Below are 21,194 nucleotides of genomic sequence, written 5' to 3' on the forward strand. Positions count from 1 at the left end.
CGTCCTTAGCTCAGCTGGATAGAGTACCTGGCTACGAACCAGGCGGTCGGAGGTTCGAATCCTCCAGGACGCGCCACATTATAAGCCCTGCTAGAAATAGCAGGGCTTTTTTATTAACACCTCTATAACATTCTTTAAACATCAATATTACAACTAGTTGTTTCTACAGCGATTTTGCCATTTCTTTTACCCACATCTCAGTAACGCATGATGTTTTGTCATAACGTCATAAAACACACAGTTATTTATGCTCATTTGGCTAAATATTGCAGATTTATGTGATTTGTGTGACGAATAATTCCCTAGATCTGTGCTTTATCGTCAATAGCTTCTTAAACAAAATTGACAAAGTTTAACCAATCGAGATAATCCTAGTCCTCTTGTCAGGATTTTACTGCATGTTCTGGCAACAAGAGAGCCGGTATGTAAGCCGGTATGCGTTAGGTTTTCACTTCAATCACGACGATGATTGAGTGATCTCTCTAATGACGTTGTCAGGATGACAAAGAAAGGATGCAAAAATGGATAATATTGGAAGCCTGCTAGTAGACGCTGCAACCCTGATGATCACGGGGATGGCTGTGGTGTTTATATTCCTCACTATTCTTGTCTATCTCGTTCGGTTGATGTCTAAACTGGTGCCAGAAGAAGTACCAGAGCCGATCGCTGTACCAAATCAAAATAACAAAGTTCAATTACCATCTTCTGCTGTTAGTCCGAAGGTTGTTGCGGCAATTTCCGCAGCGGTACATCAGTACCGTACTTCGGTGGCTAAATAGCATTTGATAGGATTAAAAGGAGTTAATGAGCATGTCTAAACCACTAGCTTTAACAGATGTGGTCCTTCGTGACGCCCATCAGTCGCTATTCGCGACGCGTATGCGTCTAGAGGATATGTTACCTATCGCGGAAGAGCTCGATAAGGTCGGTTACTGGTCTCTAGAAACATGGGGCGGTGCTACGTTTGATGCGTGTATTCGATTCCTGGGCGAAGACCCTTGGGAGCGTTTACGTGCACTAAAGAAAGCAATGCCTAACACACCAATGCAAATGCTACTACGTGGCCAAAACTTGTTGGGTTACCGTCACTACGCTGATGATGTAGTAGAAAAGTTTGTCGAGCGTGCCCATACCAATGGTATGGATGTATTCCGCATTTTTGATGCGATGAATGACGTGCGAAACTTTGAAAAAGCGGTTAAAGCGACGGTTGATGTTGGTGCTCATGCACAGGGTACACTCTCTTACACGACCAGTCCGGTTCACAATACGGAGACTTGGGTAGACCTTGCTAAGCGTCTAGAAGATCTCGGTTGTCATTCGCTTTGTATCAAGGATATGTCGGGCCTTCTGAAACCCTACGAAGCGGAAGATCTTATTACACGTATCAAAGCATCGTGTGATGTGCCGCTTGCTTTACACTGTCACGCGACCACGGGTCTTTCGACTGCCACAGCAGTGAAAGCTGTCGAAGCTGGCATCGATATTCTTGATACAGCTATTTCTTCAATGAGCTGTACTTACGGCCATACGCCAACTGAAACCGTTGTGGCTATGCTTCAGGGCACTGAACGTGACACGAATCTTAAGCTTGATCAGATCGAACCGATCGCGGCGTATTTCCGCGAAGTACGTAAAAAGTACGCCAAGTTCGAAGGTCAACTGAAAGGTGTCGATTCTCGTATCCTTATTGCTCAAGTCCCAGGCGGCATGCTGACCAATATGGAAAGCCAGCTCAAAGAGCAAGGTGCAGCGGATCGTATTGATGAAGTATTAGAAGAGATCCCACGTGTTCGTCAAGATCTTGGCTACATTCCTCTTGTTACTCCTACTTCACAGATCGTTGGTACCCAAGCGGTGATCAACGTGCTAACCGGAGAGCGTTACAAGAGTATTACCAAGGAAACGGCTGGCGTCCTAAAAGGTGAGTACGGTGCGGCACCTGCAGAGCTTAATGCAGAACTTCAGGCGAAAGTGCTTGATGGTGGTGAGGCGATCACTTGTCGTCCTGCTGATTTGCTTGAAGCTGAAATGGAAACTTTGACCGATGATCTTTTAGCCAAGGCTAAAGCGGAAGGTATTTCGCTAGCAGAAGATACGGTCGATGATGTTCTGACTTATGCACTATTCCCACAAGTCGGTCTTAAGTTCCTTAAAAACCGTCACAACCCAGAAGCGTTTGAACCAGCACCGGGTAAAGAAGAGCCAGCACCAGTTGTGGCTCAACCAGCTCAAGGTGGTATTGAAACTTACAGCGTGAAGGTTGATGGACAGGTTTATGATGTTGAAGTGGGTCCACAAGGCCAGTTGACATCTGTAACTCCTGCTCAGTCGGGTGCTAATACTCAAGCTGTTGCTCCTGCTGCGCCTGCGGGCAATTCAGAGACAGTACCAGCTCCACTAGCGGGTAACATCTTCAAGGTTAACGTTCAGAGCGGTGCTCAGGTTGCAGAAGGTGATGTGTTACTGATTCTTGAAGCCATGAAGATGGAAACAGAAATTCGTGCTGCCCGTGGTGGTATCGTGCAAGATCTGCATGTCAAAGAAGGTGATTCTGTGACTGTTGGTGCTCCACTACTTAGTCTGGCGTAAGGGAGTCTCATGGAAGGATTAATGACCCTTTGGTCAGAAACAGGGATCGCTCACTTTGAATTTGGCCAGATCTGCATGATCTTGGTTGGGTGTGTACTGCTGTTTTTGGCCATTCGCAAAGGCTTTGAGCCGCTACTACTTTTGCCAATCGGCTTTGGTGCCATCTTAGCGAACATCCCTAATGCAGGGTTTACGGAAGAGGGCGGATTGCTCTACTACGTCTACCATGTAGGTATTGAGTCGGGTATTTTCCCACTACTGATCTTCATGGGCGTTGGCGCGATGACCGATTTCGGTGCTCTTATCGCAAACCCTAAGACGTTATGGTTAGGTGCGGCAGCTCAGTTTGGTATCTTTGCAACACTATTTGGTGCGATCCTACTTAACTATGTGCCGGGTATGGAATTTAGCATGCCTGATGCTGCTTCAATTGCGATCATTGGTGGCGCAGATGGCCCGACGGCTATTTTCTTAGCAAGTCAGCTGTCTCCAGATCTGCTGGGTGCGATTGCCGTTGCAGCGTATAGCTATATGGCATTGGTTCCTATCATTCAGCCGCCTATTATGAAGGCGCTGACGACACCGGAAGAGCGTAAAATCCAAATGGCTCAACTTCGTCATGTTGGAAAAGGTGAGAAGATTTTATTCCCACTGGCTGTTCTGCTCATGACGATCTTGTTCCTACCATCAGCGACACCGCTGGTCGGTATGTTCTGCCTTGGCAACTTGATGCGTGAAGCGGGTGTTGTAGACCGTCTATCTAAGACTGCACAAAATGAACTCATCAATATTGTGACTATCTTCTTGGGTCTAGGCGTCGGTTCTAAGCTGCAAGCCGAAGAGTTTCTTAATGTCGAAACGCTTGGCATTCTGGCGTTAGGGGCTGTGGCTTTTAGTATCGGTACTGCGGGTGGTGTCTTGATGGCGAAATTACTCAACAAGCTGTCTAAAGAAAATATCAACCCATTGATCGGTGCTGCTGGTGTTTCTGCTGTACCAATGGCAGCGCGTGTTGTAAACAAGGTAGGTTTAGAGGCAAACTCACAAAACTTCTTATTAATGCACGCAATGGGACCTAACGTAGCGGGTGTTCTTGGCTCTGCGGTAGCTGCCGGTATTTTGCTTGCCTTGGTTGGCTAAGCGTGAATTACGGTTAGTAATTGGTCAAATTGAGAGTAAGTGGTTAACTTGCTAGCAATAAATGGTATATATTCAAAGGGATGCTTTCGCATCCCTTTTTTATATCGACAGGGAAATGAAGAAATGGAAAACAAACAAATCGCAATCTCACAATTTGGTGATCCAGACGTTCTCGTTATTCAAACTTCACCAATTCCAGAACCTAAAGCGGGTGAAGTACTGGTTAAGGTCCATTTCTCTGGTGTTAATCCTATTGATGTAAAAACGCGGGCAGGTTTAGGCTGGGCGGCTTCTCAGAATAAAGATAACCTGCCTTGGGTACCCGGTTATGATATTTCCGGTGAAATTATCACGCTTGGAGAAAGCGTCGAGCGTTTTGCTGTCGGCGACAATGTTGCTGGCTTTATTGGTTTCCCTCTCGCAGGGGGCGGTTATAGCCAATATGTTTGTGTACCCGAAACCGCGTTAAGTCTTGTCCCCAATTCTATAACGCTTGAAGCGGCGGCCGCTCTCCCATTGGCAGGCCAAACAGCAGTGCAGGCATTGGATAAGGCTGGAGTAAAAGAAGGTCAGCGTGTTCTGATTCTCGCTGGTGCGGGTGGAGTGGGTCACATTGCGATTCAGGTTGCCGTTGCTGCTAAGGCAGAAGTCTTTACTACTTGTAGCGAAGCGAATTTGGATTATATGGCAACCCTAGGGGCTCATGCGATCAACTACCAGTTTGCTCCAGTTTCCGAGCGAGTCGAAGAAGCGGATGTGCTTATCGATTTGGTTGGTGGTGATGCCGCTCTTGATGCACTTAAATGCTTAAAAGATGGTGCGAAAGTGGTTACGGTTCCCACTCTTTCCGCTGAGTTGATTTGTGAGAAAGCGAAGCTTCTAGGCTTTGAAGCGACGGGAATGCTTGTTGATCCAAACCCAGAGCAACTTGATGCGCTTCTTTACATGGTGAGTGTTGGTTTAGTCAAGACTGAGATTCATCAGGTGTACCCATTCGAACAGGTTGCTGAAGCACATAAACAGATTGAAACCGGTCATACAAGAGGCAAGGTCTTGCTTGATATGCAATGTTAGAAGCGTTTAACAGCGCATTCGAATCCTTCGCTCTTTGGTTTTCAGACTCGGCACTGTGGGTACTCTTTCTAAGTGGTTTCCTCAGTGCCACTTTATTGCCTGGAGGGTCAGAGGCCGGGCTAATCGCGACCTTGAGCTTAAACCAATACCCGACCTTTTATATTATTGCCGTCGCTACGTTAGGTAATACTCTTGGTGGTTTAACGAATTATTGGCTTGGATTATGGCTACCAAACCGAACTCAGAACGAAAAACATGGTCATAAAGCCTTATTATGGCTAAATAAATACGGCTATTGGTCGCTTCTTTTTAGCTGGTTGCCAGTAATTGGTGATCCATTGTGCTTAGCTGCGGGTTGGCTACGGATGCGTTTTTGGCCTTGCTTTTGGTTGATACTGATTGGTAAAGCACTCCGTTACATTCTACTTGCTGCAGTTTTTTTCGGTTTTTTCTAAGGGGATGTCATGAGAAAGATTTGGCTTGGTGCTATTTCTCTTGTCGCACTATATGGTTGCAGTTCTAGCAACCTCTCTTCTGTACCTTTCTTTTCCTCCTTACCTGAAGGTGTCACGCTTATTGAAGAAGTGGATGCTGAGCCGGGTAAGGCAATGATCCCATATTCAAAGTATCAGTTGGAAAATGGGCTGACAGTGATATTGTCTCCGGATCATTCAGATCCACTTGTCCATGTTGATGTTACCTACCACGTAGGTTCAGCTCGTGAGGAGGCAGGTAAGTCAGGTTTTGCTCATTTCTTTGAACATATGATGTTTCAGGGCAGTGAGAATGTTGGCGATCAAGAACATTTTAAAATCATCACTGAGGCGGGCGGTTCTCTGAATGGAACGACCAATCGGGATCGTACGAATTATTTTGAAACGGTGCCTTCAAATCAGCTTGAGAAAATGTTGTGGCTTGAATCTGACCGTATGGGTTTCTTGCTTGATGCCGTCTCACAACGCAAGTTTGAAATTCAGCGTGATACAGTGAAAAACGAGCGCGCGCAAAACTATGACAATCGTCCGTATGGATTGATGTGGGAGAAAATGGGCGAAGCGATGTACCCAGAGGGCCATCCATATTCTTGGCAGACGATAGGCTATGTCGAAGATCTTGACCGTGTTGATGTTAATGATCTCAAAGCGTTTTTCCTAAGATGGTATGGCCCCAACAATGCAGTCCTAACTATTGGTGGTGATCTCGATGTTGATCAAACCTTAGAGTGGGTAAGCAAGTACTTCGGATCGATTCCATCAGGGCCAGCGGTAGAACAGGCACCTAAACAGCCAGCAAAGCTAACCGAAGATCGTTATGTCACGTTAGAAGATCGCATTCAGCAACCGATGCTCATTCTTGGGTGGCCGACAACTTACAATGGGGCTGAGGGGCAGGCTTCGTTAAACGCCCTTGCCAACGTATTGGGTAATGGTGCGAATAGTTTGCTGTACCAAAAGTTGGTTAAAACTCAGAAAGCCGTTGATGCAGGGGCGTTCCAAGATTGTGCAGAGTTAGCCTGTAATTTTTACGTTTATGCAATGGCACCTTCGGGAGAAAACAGCGCTCTGAAACCTTTGTATCAGGAGTTGATGCAAACCCTAGGTGAGTTTGAAGCGAAAGGGATAGACAACAACCGATTAGATCAAATTACCGGAATGGCTGAGGCTCAGTCGGTTTTCGCACTGCAAAGTGTGCGAGGTAAAGTATCGCAGCTTGCTTCTAATGAAACTTTCTTCAATACCCCAGACCGAATTCAGACTCAGTTAGCGCAAATTCGTGCGGTCACCCCAGAGTCGGTGATGGACGCTTATAAAACTTACGTTAACGGCCACCCTAAAGTTGCTTTAAGTGTGGTACCTAAAGGTAAGACGGAACTTGCTGCTGCGCCAGCAACGTTCAGTACGCCACAAAGAACTTTGCCTGAATACCAAAAGGTCACTGACGATCAACTCGCGTATCGTCGTGCACAGGACAATTTTGATCGTTCTGTGATGCCTCAAGTCGCTGAAAGTGTTAAGGCACAAATGCCGAAACTTTACCGCCTCTATTTTGACAATGGCGCTGAACTGTTGGGCACGGTGAGTGCTGAAACGCCGACTGTACAGCTAGAAATTAGTTTTCCTGCTGGAGAGCGTTATGTCAAAAAAGGCAAAGAAGGATTGGCAAACTTAACTGCGGCTATGATGGAAGAAGCGACACTGGACTCGACTCTTGAACAGTTACAGGCGCGGTTGGATAAGCTAGGAAGTACGCTTAACGTAGAAGCGGGGAATTACACGACCAGTATTTCAATCTCTAGTTTAGAGAAAAACCTACCCCAGACACTTAAAATTGTCGAAGAGGTCCTGTTTAAGCCAGCATTCCGTGAGCAAGATTTTGAGCGTATCAAAAAGCAAATGCTAGAAGGTATTGTCTATCAGCACCAACAAACAAGTTGGTTAGCCTCTCAGGCAACTCGACAGGTACTTTTTGAGGGGACGGTATATCAGCGCTCTAATGATGGTACGCAAGCGTCACTGGAGGCGTTAACGTTGGATGACGTCAAAGCGTTCTACAAACAACATTACACTCCACAGGGAGCACAAATTGTTGTTGTTGGAGACATCAATAGGAAACAGATCAAACAGCAGTTGGCCTTTATTGATTCTTGGCAGGGAGAAATTGCCCCACTGCTAAGACCGCAACTTGTTAAGGCAAATCAGCAGCAAAAGCTTTATTTGGTGGATAAACCAGGGGCACCACAAAGTGTGGTTCGCATGGTGCGTCAAGGCTTACCGTTTGATGCGACGGGTGAAGTGTACCTCACCCAATTGGCTAACTTTAACTTAGCTGGGAACTTCAACAGTAGAATCAATCAAAATCTGCGTGAAGATAAAGGTTACACCTATGGCGCTAGCGGTTATCTAGCATCTAATCGAGAAGTGGGTGCAATTGTGTTCTCTGCACAGGTTCGTGCTGACGCAACTGTTCCATCGATCATCGAGCTTGAAAAAGAGTTAAAGGCATACAGTCAGAATGGAATGACTGATGATGAGATGAAATTTTTACGCTTAGCGGTCGGTCAACAAGATGCACTAAAGTATGAAACGCCTTCACAGAAAGCCGGACTGCTTAGTAGTATTCTTGCGTACAGTCTTGATGAAGACTACCTCAAGCAACGCAACGAGATCGTTGAAACGGTAGATAAGCAGACTTTAGACGAGTTGGCGAAGAAGTGGTTTACACCAGATGATTACCAAATCATTGTCGTCGGTGATGCCAAAACCCTCAAGCCACAATTAGAAAGTTTGCAGATTCCGATAGAAGAGCTTGAAATCATCCGTTAGAGTACACATAACATAGTGCATAGCTAGAGGGTGACATGGGTCACCCTTTATGAATTTGTTTAGCCAGTTTGGTAGAACTACCAAACCTTAGATATAAGCGAACCTCATTTTGACTGAATTTGCTGCGCGACTTGAGCGAGTTGCACAAAACCCAGAAGTATTTAAGAGTTTTGGACGTGGTGTGGAGCGTGAAACGCTGCGCTATCACCAAGATGGTCATCTTGCAACAACGCCACATCCTGAAGGACTCGGTTCCGCTTATGCGAATAGCTGGATCACCACCGATTTCTCGGAGTCATTGCTGGAATTTATTACGCCGGTATCGAATGACATATCAAACCTGATTGCACAGTTAGAGGACATCCACCACTTTACTCAGACTAAGCTGGGCGAAGAAAAAATGTGGCCGCTTTCTATGCCGTGTTATGTCGGTAGTGAAGATGACATCAACCTAGCTCAATATGGCGTTTCTAACTCTGGGAAAATGAAGACGCTTTACCGCGAAGGGTTAAAGCGTCGCTATGGCAGCTTGATGCAAATTATCTCAGGTGTGCATTTCAACTTCTCTTTCCCTGAGAGCTTTTGGCAGCAATTGTTAGGTGACCAGAGCGACGAGCAGCGTCAGGCGAGTAAGTCAGATGCTTACTTTGGTTTGATTCGCAATTATTACCGTTTTGGCTGGTTAATCCCTTACTTCTTTGGTGCATCGCCGGCGTTATGTTCGTCATTTGTTCAGGGCAGAGACAGCAAATTACCGTTTGAAAGCATTGGTGGGTCGCTTTATCTGCCGTATTCCACCTCGCTGCGAATGAGTGATTTGGGGTATACCAACAGTGCTCAAAGCTCTCTTAAAATAGGTTTTAATAGCCTCGAAGAGTATTTAGATGGTTTGAATACTGCGATTCGCACTCCTTCGAACGAGTTTGCTGAGATCGGGGTAAAAGTGGATGGTGAGTACCGTCAGCTCAATAGCAATGTACTTCAAATTGAAAATGAGCTGTACGCGCCAATTCGACCAAAACGAGTCGCTAAGTCTGGTGAAAAACCATCAGAAGCGCTGGCTCGTGGTGGTGTCGAGTATATTGAGGTCAGATCGTTAGATGTGAACCCTTACAGCTCAATCGGTATCAATGAGGATCAAGTACGATTCTTAGATATGTTCTTAACATGGGCAGCACTGACGGAGTCTGAACCCATGGATTACTGCGAGCAAGCGTGCTGGCGTGACAACTGGAATCGAGTCATCATTGAAGGTCGTAAGCCTGGTCTTGAGCTGCAAATTGGCTGTAAGGGTGAAGTCCTTACATTACAAAACTGGGCAAAACGTGTATTTGTGGAATTAGTTCAGATCGCAGAAAAAATGGATGAGGCGATGGGTGGTGAAGCATACCAAGCGGTTTGCTACAAACTACTTTCGTGGATAGATAACCCTGAGAACACCATATCAGGCAAGTTACTCGAAGATACCAAGCGCTTTGGCGGGTTAGGTAAAATTGGTTGTGAGCTGGGTAAACAATACCGTAATGACCACTTGAACCGCAGCTACAGAACGTACAGTGAAGCGGATATGGAAAGTGAAGTAGCTCGTTCTGTTCAGGCTCAACTGGACCTTGAAGCATCTGACGAATTGAGTTTCGAGCAGTATCTTGAAGAGTACTTCTCTTATTTGAAATCTTAAGGTCGCATCGTGATAAGGAAGTTTTCACTCCTCCTTAGTGTGTCCTTACTTGGCGGCTGTGCGACATCCCCGCCTAAAGAGCAGTCGAACCTTTGCGAGATTTTTCGAGAAAAGCCAAGCTGGTATGACGACGCTGTTGATATGCAAAAGGAGTGGGGAACTCCGATTCAAGTTTCAATGGCGATCGTCAAACAAGAGAGTAGCTTTCGCCATGATGCTCGCCCGCCTAAAGACTATTTGCTTGGTTTTATACCGTGGGGTCGAGTCAGTAGTGCTTATGGTTACGCTCAGGCGCAGGATCCTGCCTGGGAAGATTTCCAAAAGTCGACCGATCATGGCGGCTCTCGGACAGACTTCTCAGATTCACTCATGTTCATTGGTTGGTACACGAGTGAAACTCAGAAACAACTCGGCATATCCAAGTGGGATGCTTACAACCAATATTTAGCCTATCATGAAGGACGCGGCGGCTATAAACGGAAAAGTTATCAGTCGAAACCGTCACTAATTCGCGTTGCTAGAAAAGTCGAGCAGCAGGCAAAGGATTATGGTTGGCAACTTAAACAGTGCCGACAGGAATTAGAAAACAATAGAAGCTGGTTCTTTTAGTACCAGAGTAGTAGAAATGGAGAAGGACAATGCCGTTATTAGATAGTTTTACCGTTGATCACACCCGAATGCATGCACCAGCAGTTCGTGTTGCGAAAACAATGACCACCCCAAAGGGTGACACCATTACGGTATTCGACCTGCGTTTTACCGCACCAAATAAAGACATCTTATCTGAAAAAGGAATTCACACTCTCGAGCACCTTTACGCAGGATTTATGCGTAATCATCTTAACGGTGAAAGTGTAGAGATTATCGATATCTCACCTATGGGTTGTCGTACCGGTTTCTACATGAGTCTGATCGGCTCTCCACAAGAGCAGCAAGTTGCAGACGCGTGGTTAGCTGCGATGAAAGATGTGCTAAAAGTTGAAAGTCAGAACAAGATCCCTGAACTCAATGAGTATCAGTGTGGTACTGCGGCGATGCATTCTCTTGATGAGGCGAAACAGATTGCAGAAGCGATTCTAGCGGCTGGCATCTCAGTGAACAAAAACGATGAGTTGGCGCTACCAGAAGCGATGCTAAAAGAACTCAAAGTAGACTGAATAGTTTGAAATAAAAAAGGAAGGCAATCGCCTTCCTTTTTACTATCTTTAAACGTTAATTTGCTTTCGGCAGCACCACAACTTGTGTTTTTGCCCAGATATCATGAAAGCCTCGTTTTTGTGGATCTAATGGAACCGTAAAATTAGCGAGACCAAAACCCGATGTACCAATACGGATTAATGCCTGTGTGACTGAAACAGGTTTTCCGTCTACGCTACGTAAGTGCAGTTTCCATGCACGCATACCTAACGTTTGACCGGCTCTGGTCCAGAAGAAAACAAAAAAATAGATCCAGACGAAGGCCAAATACGCGGTATAAACCGGACTCCAAATCGGGTGGTTAGTGAGGAAGTCACTCACGTCTTCAAATCCACCTACGTTAAAGAGGCCCATCGCCATCAATGCATGCAAAATAGCGATAACAATACCCGCTGCCATCATTTCAACGGCAATGATTATAAGTCCATCATAAAAAAGAGCCCCTAAGCGGCGAAACAAGCCTGCTGGTGGCAAAGTGTCAATCGTTGACATAAAACCTACTTACCCAAACAAAATAAGGCGAAAGAATATAGCTTCAGTTTTGATCTGAAAAGAGAGCTTGCGCACAGCTTATCAATTTGTGGCTATTTTATCGTCAAACGATAGTTATTTCAGTCTTTTGCACTTGCACGATTCATTGGCATACGTATAATGCCAAACATCAAAGGGCAATAGCCCAGAGATGCCGGTGTGGTGAAATTGGTATACACGACGGATTCAAAATTCAACGCGTATACTAATGAAAAAGAGCTAAGCCATTGTTTTTTTAAATGATTTAACTCTTGACTGATACCGAAGAAATGCTTTATAGTGTTTTATAGTTTAATGTAATGGCTGCGTGTTGGAATTGGTAGACAAAGGGGATTCAAAATCCCCCGCCGAAAGGCGTGGCGGTTCGAGTCCGCCCGCAGCTACCATTTTAAGGTTCATAGTCTAATGATTTGGATTTTGAGCGCTTAATCTTAATCTCATTTTCAGAGACTAAATCAGCTTTCCTTTCTTTGTTTTCATCTTTAAAAAGCTCTTGACGTGGCGTTAAAACGTTTGAGTCAGAATATTTTTGAGCAGCGGTCTTGTAAGTACTTATTGCTTTTTCTCTTTCTAAATCTTTAACTCTAGTTCTCAAGCAGTCAATCTCAAACGCCTGCTGATGAATCTTGTCTTTGTAATCTTTGACAAGTGCTTTTAGCTCTAAAACTTTTCTTTTAAATCTAGTGAGCATACTGCGCAAAGATTTTGCTTCATTTTTGTAAAACTCAATTTCCGCACTTTTGCTCTTTCTTCTTTTGAATAAACACAACATATCTGCTTCTCTCTCTTTTGTTATTTTTGTAATTTCAACTAAGTCTTTTTTCGATTTAATAATTTCAAGCTCTTGTTTTTTAAGGCTGTCCCTCTCTTTTTCTATATTAGACTTTTCTAATGCTATGTGGTTTTTCTGCTTTTTGTGTTGCTCAAATTTGTCTGACAAATCTTGATGAATAACAGATAGCTTCTTCGCTGACTCTTTTCTTTTCATATACTCAGAGCGAGTTAAGCGCTGCTTTCTAGCGCCGTCACGTAGAAAGCCGTACTTTGATGCAACGGAGTAGTAATACTCGTCTTGAAGCTCTCTGAAGGCTTTTTTGTACGCTTCATATTTAGCTTTTCTTCCGCCACTCGTTTCTTCTCTTGCCCTTATCGGTTCGTGAATGCTCTTTATGTGAAGTTTGCAATCATCCGTCTGTTTCGGGATGCATATAAAGTGCAAGTGGGGATGGCTTTCATCTTCATGAAGAATGACGCTTATAAGCTCACCCTGATATTTGTTTTGAAGATATTTGATATTGTCAGCTATCCATTTTTTGTAATTTGACTCTGATTCTTCTTTGAAATCAGAAGGGCATGAAATAACACCGCTCAAAACAACCTGAGCATCTTTTCTAATCTTTCGACCCAGTTGGTCAGTTGACGCATTAACGCGCTCTTGAGCAAGCTGTAAAGCGACATAAGCGTCATAGCCGTATAAAACTGATGGGGGTAACGGATTGGGTACGTGAGGAATTGCATCTGGATGACGCATTAATTCACGCGAAACTGAATGAAATGACTTTGAACTTTTTTCTGGACTCTTCTTATTATATTTAGAGTGCAAGGAATAGGTTTCAATATGCAAAAATTGATACATAATATTTTCTCTTGGTTTTAAATCGTAATATCACCTCTCTTGTTTTGTTGTTTTATTTACTTTATCTTTTAAGTAAGACGAAGTCTTATTTGAAAGGTAAAGTTGCAGGGATTCAAAAGGGATGCAGTCCCTTTGCCGACGGATATGAAACGAGGAGCGAGTGAATATCCTTAGTCGGTCACTAAGTGTATTATTTTTACCTTTGTAAAAATAATATCAATGTGCACTATTCTTATCAAGAAATAAGATTTATACTTAGCTGGGCTTAACTTTATGACATAATGCTTTATAACTATTAATAGAGTGGTATTCTTATTTGTGGTTGTTCTTGCAAATTGAATATTGTATTAATTTAATGACTGGGTTGTTTTTATGGATAATTATAACAATAATAACTTGAGTTTATATTCTCAGATCTCATTTTTTAAAGAAATAAATAATATTAAAAAAGAAATACCTAACTATAGTTTGATGGGCTACTCTGAGATATCAGTGGAAAAAATTAATGATGAAATTTATGAAATAATCAGCCTTCTATTTACAAAAGTAGATTATAAGAATAAACAAGATAAATTAGATGATTCAATTGTCATTATGCAGTATAAGTCATTCATTGAAATGCTAGAAGAGCACATCGATAGTGATTTAATCTCTACGCTTCCAGCATTGGTTATAAACGGAAAGCTTCCACAGAATCACGAGTTTAGATTTAGTAAGTACTTTGATAAAGCATACTTGAAACGTAAATTTTTTATTCATGTATATAATGAAATTAAAAACAAAATCACAAGATTAAAAAGAAAAACAACATACGAACATTGTCAGCATTATTCATACCTTGGGATGAAGAATGCAGGAAAAGATGTTCATGAGCTTATAAGGATTCTATGTAAAGATATTAGAATTAATATTGTCAAACACCTCGAAGAGAATAAAGAGGGAGATGTCGTTTTTTTAGAAAGTCAATATAAAGAATTCGAAGGGAGGTTAAGAGTTTTCTTAGAGGATAAGTTTGTTGACATGATGCCAAAGATGATTAAAAAACGAGGGTTAGTAAAGAATCACAAGGCGAATTTCGATAGGTATTTTGATGTTAATTTCATAAAAAGGAAGTTTTACAGCTATCTAGATGAAATGAAATACTACAATTCTCAAAAGTATGCGAGAGTAGGAAGTAATAAATCAGCAAATAAGTATGCTCCGATTGAATCAATACAACTTAGAGAAGAAAGAATTAAGGCAAGTGATGAGTATTTAAAAAGTGTTAAGCTGACAAATGGACAAACAGCGTATGACATGAAAAAAAGCGATAAAGAAAAACTCATAGAGCTTTATTTAACATCAAAAGCCTTTCAAGATATTGCAAAATCAAAAGGATTCAACTGGTTGTTTATAACTCTGACTCTTCCGTCTCAATTTCACTCAAATCCATCAAAGGGAAAAAAAAACTGGGATGGCTCAAGCGTTAGGGATGGTAACGAGTTTTTAAAGAAGAAAATGAATCTTCTTAGAAAGAAAATAAAAGAAGATGGAATGGAATTTAATCTAGAACATGGTTTCGGAATGAGAGTTGCTGAACCACAGCAGGACGGCACAGTTCACTATCATATTATAATTTTCACAGAAAAGTGCAGTATTAATTATTATAAGTCAGTTTTTAAGAAATATTTTGAAAGAGATATTCAAGTAAAGGCTGGATTTAAGAAAAACATAGTGAAGGCAGGCTGCTTAATTGTCGAAGAAGGTCTTGATAAAAACAGAAAAGAGCTTGAGAAAAAATCATCTGTTGCATCATACATAATGAAGTATTGCTTAAAAAATAACAAGCTTGAAGATTTAGATAATAAAAAAGAAAAAGATAAATTCAATGAAATCGATGCAGTCAACGCTTGGAAATCAGCAAACAGAATTAGAAGCTTTTCGACGCTAGGAATTAAGAGCGCAAAAACAAAATATGATGATTTCAGAAGGGTGGCAAACTATATAAACAAAACTGTAAAGATTAATAAATATAAAAAATTAAAATTAATCAACTTAAGTACAAAGAGATATTTAGATGAAATTAAGACTTCAATAACAGTAAATGATAATAATAGGGCAACAGTATTTTATGATTTAAATGCAAGAAGAGAGATGAAAAAGGCTTTTGAAGATGCATACAGAATGCAAGAGCTAATTGACTTTGCGTCGAAAAAGAAAAAAAATCAGTCTCAGATGGATAAATTTATCTTAAGCGCTGATGAGATACATTACACAAAAGAGACGAAAAAGAACAAGTACGACGAAGAAGTAAAAGTGAATACAGATATTAATGTTAGCAGAGCAAGTGTCAACTTAGATGAGATAAAGACAATAAGAGTCATAAAAAACTAAGTTGGATTAGTCAGGCCTCGAACTGTCAACGCCGATACAACGATGTAACTAGCTCTGAAAGATTGATCTAAAACGCCTTTACCCTAGAGTGTCATCATCAAGCTGAATGATGAATACCTACCCCTCCCCCTTGGAGTCTGGGATCAAACGGTTTCCCGCTCCAATCCGAATAGTCAATAAAAACCATTATGTTATAATTCATCGGTTTGAACTAAATTGAGCAGGAAAGATGGCAAAAGTACAATCGGTTGAACCTAATATTGCAGATTTGGCTAACGGGTGGCTAAAGACTTACGGCCTACCTTATAAACTAGAGCAAGAGTCATTAAACACTGAGATAGATAAGGCACTTGATGACTACTACTCCAAAAGTGGTGGTAAGGGTGGTAATCGCCCAGACGCAAAACTTTTGCTACAAGACAAGCAACTAAAATCTTTTCCAGTATTGATTGAGTATAAAGGTTACAAAAACAAGCTTGTAAAGCTCAACAAAGATGGCCAAGTCGATAATTTTACGGCTAAAAACGAACCAAATTTCAAAAATATCAAAGACTATGCTGTGAATGGAGCTATTCACTACGCTAACGCGGTTCTACATCATACAAGCTATACCGATATCATTGCTATTGGCGTCTCTGGCTATAAAGATGGTTCAGGGAATCTGCAACATGAAATTGGTGTTTACTTTGTATCTAAGGACAACTTAGGGGTTGGTCAAAAAATTGGTGATTACACTGATTTTTCATTTCTATCTGATCAACACTTTGATGACTTCATTGAAAAAATCAAATCGCTAAGTCTTACTGATGAAGAATTAGACAAACTTAAAGCACAACGTGAAAAAGAAATTGATATAAGCTTACGTAAGCTTAACCATGATATCTATCAGAATGAAAAAGGGCTAGGCGAGAACGACCGTGTTTACCTTGTTGCAGCTTCAATCATTGCCACTTTAGGAATACCTAATGAAGTTCCCCCTTTAGAAAAGTCAGAGTTAAAATCTCAAAACTACAAAGGTGGTAGAGACGGAGACATTATCGTCAGCCGAATCACAGCTTTTTTGGAGAGAAAAGGGCTTCCACAAGATAAAAAAGATCTAATAATCAGAACCCTATCAAACACTCTACTTACAGAAAACATCAATAGAGTCGTAGATGGTGAAACTCAATTAAAACGAGTCTTTAGTAAGATCGTGGACGATTTGGGAATTTACTACAAAATTGGTTTAACGACCGATTTCACGGGTAAATTATTCAATGAAATGTATGGTTGGCTTGGCTTTTCACAAGACAAGCTCAATGACGTTGTTCTAACCCCTTCATATATTGCGACCTTGTTAGCTCGACTTGCACGAGTTAATAAGAACTCTTATGTTTGGGATTTTGCAACAGGCTCAGCTGGCTTGTTAGTTGCAGCTATGAACGAAATGCTCAATGATGCAAGAAATACTATAACCTCACCCGAAGAATTAGCATCTAAAGAAGCAAAAATTAAAGCAGAACAACTGCTAGGTTTAGAAATGCTTTCTAGTGTTTACATGCTTGCTATTCTGAATATGATTCTAATGGGAGATGGTAGTTCAAATATCTTGAACGAAGACTCACTTACCTTTGATGGTAAATATGGTTTTGGTAAAACAGATGAACATTTTCCTGCCGATGCTTTTATCCTTAACCCTCCATATTCTGCTGAAGGGAATGGGATGAATTTCGTAGAAAAAGCATTGAACATGATGAACAAAGGTTATGCAGCAATCATCATTCAAGGTTCTGCGGGGTCAGGGAAAGCTAAGGAAATCAACAAACGAATTCTTAAAAAACATACGCTGATAGCCAGTATTAAAATGCCAATAGACATCTTTATCGGCAAATCGAGTGTTCAAACTTACATTTATGTGTTTAAGGTAAATGAATCACACCATCAAGATGAAATGGTCAAGTTTATTGATTTTTCTAATGATGGTTATGCACGTAGCAACCGTAAGAAAGCTAGTAGCAACCTCAAAGATACTGATCAAGCAAGAGAGCGTTATCAAGAAGTTGTCGATCTAGTTCGTTTTGGAAAACGTAAGCTGAATATTTTAACTACCAGCGAATATTACGAAAATACCATAGACCCTAATAACGGTTCAGATTGGAACCAATCAATTCCAATCGACACCAAACCAACACTGAACGACTTTAAGCAAACTGTAAGTAATTATTTAGCATGGGAAGTGTCAAACCTTTTAAAACAAGGCAATGATTCGGGAAAGTAGCATCCCCACTTAGCAATATGTTAGAAAATGCAGAGTGGGGAGAGTTTAGAATTGGGGAGTTATTTGAGAAAATAAAAACCATAAAATTGCCTTTTAAAGCAGATGAATTACCAAGGCAAAAAACTGGAGAGTATACGCTTCCTTGTCTTACCTCTAGTTTCAATAACCAAGGACTAAATTATTTTGTACCTAGGAAAGAAGCAACTATTTTAAGAAATGTAATTTCTATTCCTTCAAATAGTGATGTTTATAGGGCTTATTTTCAACCTAATGAATTTACTGTCTTATCAGATGCCTATGCAATCAAGTGGAAGTTAAATGATATTGATTTATCACCAAACCAATACTTGTTTGCAGTGCAGTGCATCAACAAAGTAACAGACTTACGTATCTATTCTTATAAAAACAAGTTAGGTGGATGGAATGTTGTTAAAAATAAATACATCAAACTACCTGTAAAAGCTGGAAAAATCGACTTTGACTTTATGGAAAAGTTTATAAAGGAATTAGAGACGGAACGTGTATTAAAATTGGAAGCGTATTTATCTGCGGCCGAACTAAAAAGTTTCGAATTAACGATAGCCGAGCAGAAGGCTTTAGAAATATTTAATAATGATACACTTTCATGGGGACAGTTTAAATTTAAAGATATTTTTGACAAAATAGCACAAGGAAGACGACTTAAAAAAGAGGATCAAATTCCAGGAAAGATTCCATTTGTAATGTCTGGCATTACAAACACAGGAGTTATAAATAGCATTTCGAATCCAGTTGCGTATTTCCCCAAAAACTCTATAACAGTCGATATTTTTGGAAATACATTTTATCGAGGCTATAACTTCGGTGCAGGAGATGATACTGGTGTCTATTGGAGTGAAATACATAATTACCCTAAAGAGGTCATGTTATACTTTGCTGCGTCTATGAATAAATCTCTTCAAGGAAAATTTGATTACGGAAATAAGCTTAGAAGCTCTCAAAGCTTAAATCTTAACATGCAACTGCCCGTTAAAGAAAATCAACCTGATTTATCTTCAATGACCACCTTAATTCGTGCTGTACAAAAGCTAGTAATAAAAGATGTCGTACAATACGTAGAGCGAAAAACACACTAATCATAGACAACTTAGCTATCAGCCTTAGAATGGAATCTAAGGCTTTCTCTGTGTACTAAGCTATTCATTAGTACTACTGACTTGAATCCTCAATACACGGACACCATGTTAAGTGATTTTCCATGCCTCTAATCATCTATGATTTGCTAATTTGTTAAAGCAACTAAAACATTTGTGTCTAGTTATGAGTTATTAGACACAACAGACTATCTATACTAGTTGGTGGTGCCCCATCTGCAAACTTGTAAGATCGAGTATGAGTCAGTACAACTAAGTTGAGTTATGAATCACCGCGTCGCGGTGATTTTTGTATTGGCTAAATGGTGATCGTTTTGTTGTCGTATTGTTCGGAAATTATACAGTTTCGTTTTTAAATGGTTTTACTTATTTTTAGTATTGACGCTGTAAGTGTATGTATATCATTAACTTGGCTGGATTACGCCGTGTGGATTTTGGCAATCTTCGCTTCGCTCAGAAAGCAAAATCTCACACTTAAGTATAGTTATTCAAGTTAAAGGGCTGCGCCCTTTCGACGCTTCGCGTCTATCCCCTTGACCTGCGCATTAGATATGTATAATAGAAAACAACCAGTAACTTATTGATTTATATATAATTAATTTTATTTCTAAGTTATTGTTTTTACTGGTTTTTTTGGTGTTTTTAAAAAAATCCTTATAAATCAATAATTTACACCTCTCTTCGAGAAGTGATATAGCAATTATAGGTGGTTTTTGTGAAAAAAAACCTTATAAATCAATGGTTTACTATTTTGACATGTCTACTTTGATAAAGGGCGTGAAAGAAACAAGCTCAGTTGCACGTAATGTAGTTTCTAACTTGTCGTAGTATTGCTCAATCATCGCAACGCTAGTACCACAGTGCTTTGCTACAAGATAAACTTGAACGCCTTCTAGAAGCTTGTTAGTGATGTACGTATGACGAAACGAGTACAGTGAGTAAATCGAGTCAATGCCACTATGCTTGATGAACTGCTCAAATATCTTCGAAAAGTCAGGCTTCTTATCATTCTCGGTGGGTCTAAATGCATAGATATTGTTTCTCTTCAAATCTTCGAAAGAAACATCGTCAATGCCGTGAATTTCACGAGCAAGTTTCTGAAGAATAGCAAAAGCCACAGAGCAAATTGAGATTCTTCTCAAGCCCTTTTCGTAATTCTTAGTCTTACCACCGTCAATTTTTATGCTATACGCATAAGAATTATTTTTAGCTATTCGCTCTAATGTCGAGAAGTTTAAGCTCAGAATTTCTTCGCCTGGGCGAACACCCGTGAGCAACATAAATGAGCACATTTCACGAAGAATCAATCTATACTGTCGAGTTAGAGCCTTTCTACCGTTAGCAGCATCAATAAAAGAAGGAAAAGAGTCCTTAATCTTCAAGAGAAGCTCGTCACTAAAACTAGCTCGCGGATTGGGACTTTTAACAGAAGCAGAAGGGATGTCAGGAACCTCATAAGACTTCATTAAACGATTCTCAACAGCGTAATCAAAGATGTGCTTAAAACACTTTCTCTGATTAGAAAGAGTTGTCTTACTAGAAGCCGTTTCAATGACTTTCTTCATCTCAAGAGCATCAAGCTGCTTAACTTTAAGTTTACCGAAAGTCGGCTTTATCACATTTTTAAGAATTGAAGAATGGAGTGCTTGTTGACTCTTCTTGTTACCAGTCTCTTCAACATGCTTATCAAAGTTTTTAGTTAGCTCATCACATATCTTTGAAACAGAAGATTTAGATTGCTCAAAAATTTCGGGGGTTAAATTCTTTGTGTAAGAGAAATAATAAGAGTAAGCCAGCGTTGTAGCCTCCTCTTGGTCATCGGTTCTCAAAGAGCATCTAAAATCACCGTCTTCAGTCTTCAAATATACATAGAAGTTCTTTGATTGCTTCTGCTTATAGATAGCTAGACCCTCTCTCAGCCTAATGTATTCATAATTGCTCATTTTATAGTTTCCTTTATAGGTTTTAAATGGAGCGTTTAAGTTACTGTATTTGTTGGGATGTGTCAATCTGCGGTTAGTTCAAAATCCGTTGCCTTCGGGCGTGGCGGTTCAAGTCCGCCCACCGGTACCATACATAGAAAGGTCGCTTTATAGCGGCCTTTCGTCATTTTGGGAGTTTGAACATTGTAACTGTCGTTCAAGCGTTGCCTTCGCGGTGGCGGCAGGAATGCCTGTCCAATCAGTCCGCCCACCGGTACCATACATAGAAAGGTCGCTTTATAGCGGCCTTTCGTCATTTTGGGAGTTTGAACATTGTA

Annotated in this window: 16 protein-coding genes and 1 tRNA gene; 13 read left to right on the forward strand and 4 right to left on the reverse strand. The window is 41.0% G+C overall.

What is annotated here, in order from left to right; translation table 11 throughout:
• The first annotated feature begins 521 nt into the window (after positions 1-521).
• The 9 genes from ACQEXP_RS20735 (at position 522) to luxS (ending at position 10,964) form a co-directional block, all read left to right on the forward strand.
• On the forward strand, positions 522-779 hold the full coding sequence (locus ACQEXP_RS20735; protein WP_269377991.1) for an oxaloacetate decarboxylase subunit gamma: 258 nt from the start codon (positions 522-524) through the stop codon (positions 777-779).
• Between the two features lie 31 nt (positions 780-810).
• A complete protein-coding gene (gene oadA, locus ACQEXP_RS20740) occupies positions 811-2,592 on the forward strand; it encodes a sodium-extruding oxaloacetate decarboxylase subunit alpha (RefSeq protein WP_426971414.1) in 1,782 nt (593 codons plus the stop codon).
• A 9-nt stretch (positions 2,593-2,601) separates the two neighbouring features.
• Complete coding sequence (locus tag ACQEXP_RS20745) at positions 2,602-3,732, forward strand: sodium ion-translocating decarboxylase subunit beta (protein ID WP_269377993.1); 1,131 nt, start codon at positions 2,602-2,604, stop codon at positions 3,730-3,732.
• A gap of 123 nt (positions 3,733-3,855) precedes the next feature.
• Complete coding sequence (locus ACQEXP_RS20750) at positions 3,856-4,806, forward strand: NADP-dependent oxidoreductase (protein WP_426971415.1); 951 nt, start codon at positions 3,856-3,858, stop codon at positions 4,804-4,806.
• On the forward strand, positions 4,800-5,261 hold the full coding sequence (locus ACQEXP_RS20755) for a YqaA family protein (protein WP_269377995.1): 462 nt from the start codon (positions 4,800-4,802) through the stop codon (positions 5,259-5,261). Before ACQEXP_RS20750 ends, ACQEXP_RS20755 begins: the two co-directional genes overlap by 7 nt.
• Before the next feature lie 9 nt (positions 5,262-5,270).
• Positions 5,271-8,129, forward strand: a complete 2,859-nt coding sequence (locus ACQEXP_RS20760) for a M16 family metallopeptidase (RefSeq protein WP_426971416.1) — start codon at positions 5,271-5,273, stop codon at positions 8,127-8,129.
• Between the two features lie 109 nt (positions 8,130-8,238).
• On the forward strand, positions 8,239-9,807 hold the full coding sequence (gene gshA, locus ACQEXP_RS20765) for a glutamate--cysteine ligase (protein WP_426971417.1): 1,569 nt from the start codon (positions 8,239-8,241) through the stop codon (positions 9,805-9,807).
• Between the two features lie 9 nt (positions 9,808-9,816).
• A complete protein-coding gene (locus ACQEXP_RS20770) occupies positions 9,817-10,416 on the forward strand; it encodes a hypothetical protein (RefSeq protein WP_426971418.1) in 600 nt (199 codons plus the stop codon).
• 29 nt (positions 10,417-10,445) lie between these two features.
• Complete coding sequence (gene luxS / locus ACQEXP_RS20775; RefSeq protein ID WP_138971969.1) at positions 10,446-10,964, forward strand: S-ribosylhomocysteine lyase; 519 nt, start codon at positions 10,446-10,448, stop codon at positions 10,962-10,964.
• A gap of 55 nt (positions 10,965-11,019) precedes the next feature.
• Here the strand turns inward: luxS and ACQEXP_RS20780 are convergent, their stop codons facing one another.
• Positions 11,020-11,496: an RDD family protein gene (locus ACQEXP_RS20780; protein WP_426971419.1), complete on the reverse strand. Its 477-nt coding sequence runs from the start codon at positions 11,494-11,496 to the stop codon at positions 11,020-11,022.
• Between the two features lie 340 nt (positions 11,497-11,836).
• Here ACQEXP_RS20780 and ACQEXP_RS20785 point away from each other — a divergent pair.
• Positions 11,837-11,921, forward strand: a tRNA-Leu gene (locus ACQEXP_RS20785).
• Positions 11,922-11,923: 2 nt separating this feature from the next.
• Here ACQEXP_RS20785 and ACQEXP_RS20790 read toward each other — a convergent pair.
• Positions 11,924-13,171: a plasmid recombination protein gene (locus ACQEXP_RS20790; RefSeq protein ID WP_426971420.1), complete on the reverse strand. Its 1,248-nt coding sequence runs from the start codon at positions 13,169-13,171 to the stop codon at positions 11,924-11,926.
• A 372-nt stretch (positions 13,172-13,543) separates the two neighbouring features.
• Between ACQEXP_RS20790 and ACQEXP_RS20795 the strand changes: the two genes are divergently transcribed.
• The 3 genes from ACQEXP_RS20795 to ACQEXP_RS20805 all read left to right on the forward strand — a co-directional run bounded on the left by ACQEXP_RS20795 (position 13,544) and on the right by ACQEXP_RS20805 (position 18,916).
• Entirely contained in the window at positions 13,544-15,544 is a 2,001-nt protein-coding gene (locus ACQEXP_RS20795) for a replication endonuclease (protein ID WP_426971421.1), read from the forward strand.
• Between the two features lie 229 nt (positions 15,545-15,773).
• Entirely contained in the window at positions 15,774-17,801 is a 2,028-nt protein-coding gene (locus ACQEXP_RS20800) for an HsdM family class I SAM-dependent methyltransferase (protein WP_426971422.1), read from the forward strand.
• A gap of 17 nt (positions 17,802-17,818) precedes the next feature.
• Positions 17,819-18,916, forward strand: coding sequence for a restriction endonuclease subunit S (locus ACQEXP_RS20805; protein ID WP_426971423.1), 1,098 nt, complete (start codon positions 17,819-17,821; stop codon positions 18,914-18,916).
• A gap of 764 nt (positions 18,917-19,680) precedes the next feature.
• Here the strand turns inward: ACQEXP_RS20805 and ACQEXP_RS20810 are convergent.
• Complete coding sequence (locus tag ACQEXP_RS20810; RefSeq protein ID WP_426971424.1) at positions 19,681-20,877, reverse strand: tyrosine-type recombinase/integrase; 1,197 nt, start codon at positions 20,875-20,877, stop codon at positions 19,681-19,683.
• Between the two features lie 62 nt (positions 20,878-20,939).
• Positions 20,940-21,194: hypothetical protein (locus tag ACQEXP_RS20815; protein WP_426971425.1), on the reverse strand; the 255-nt coding region annotated here is incomplete at its 5' end.

Source organism: Vibrio sp. TRT 1302, assembly GCF_050113875.1.
Classification (GTDB): Bacteria; Pseudomonadota; Gammaproteobacteria; order Enterobacterales; family Vibrionaceae; genus Vibrio.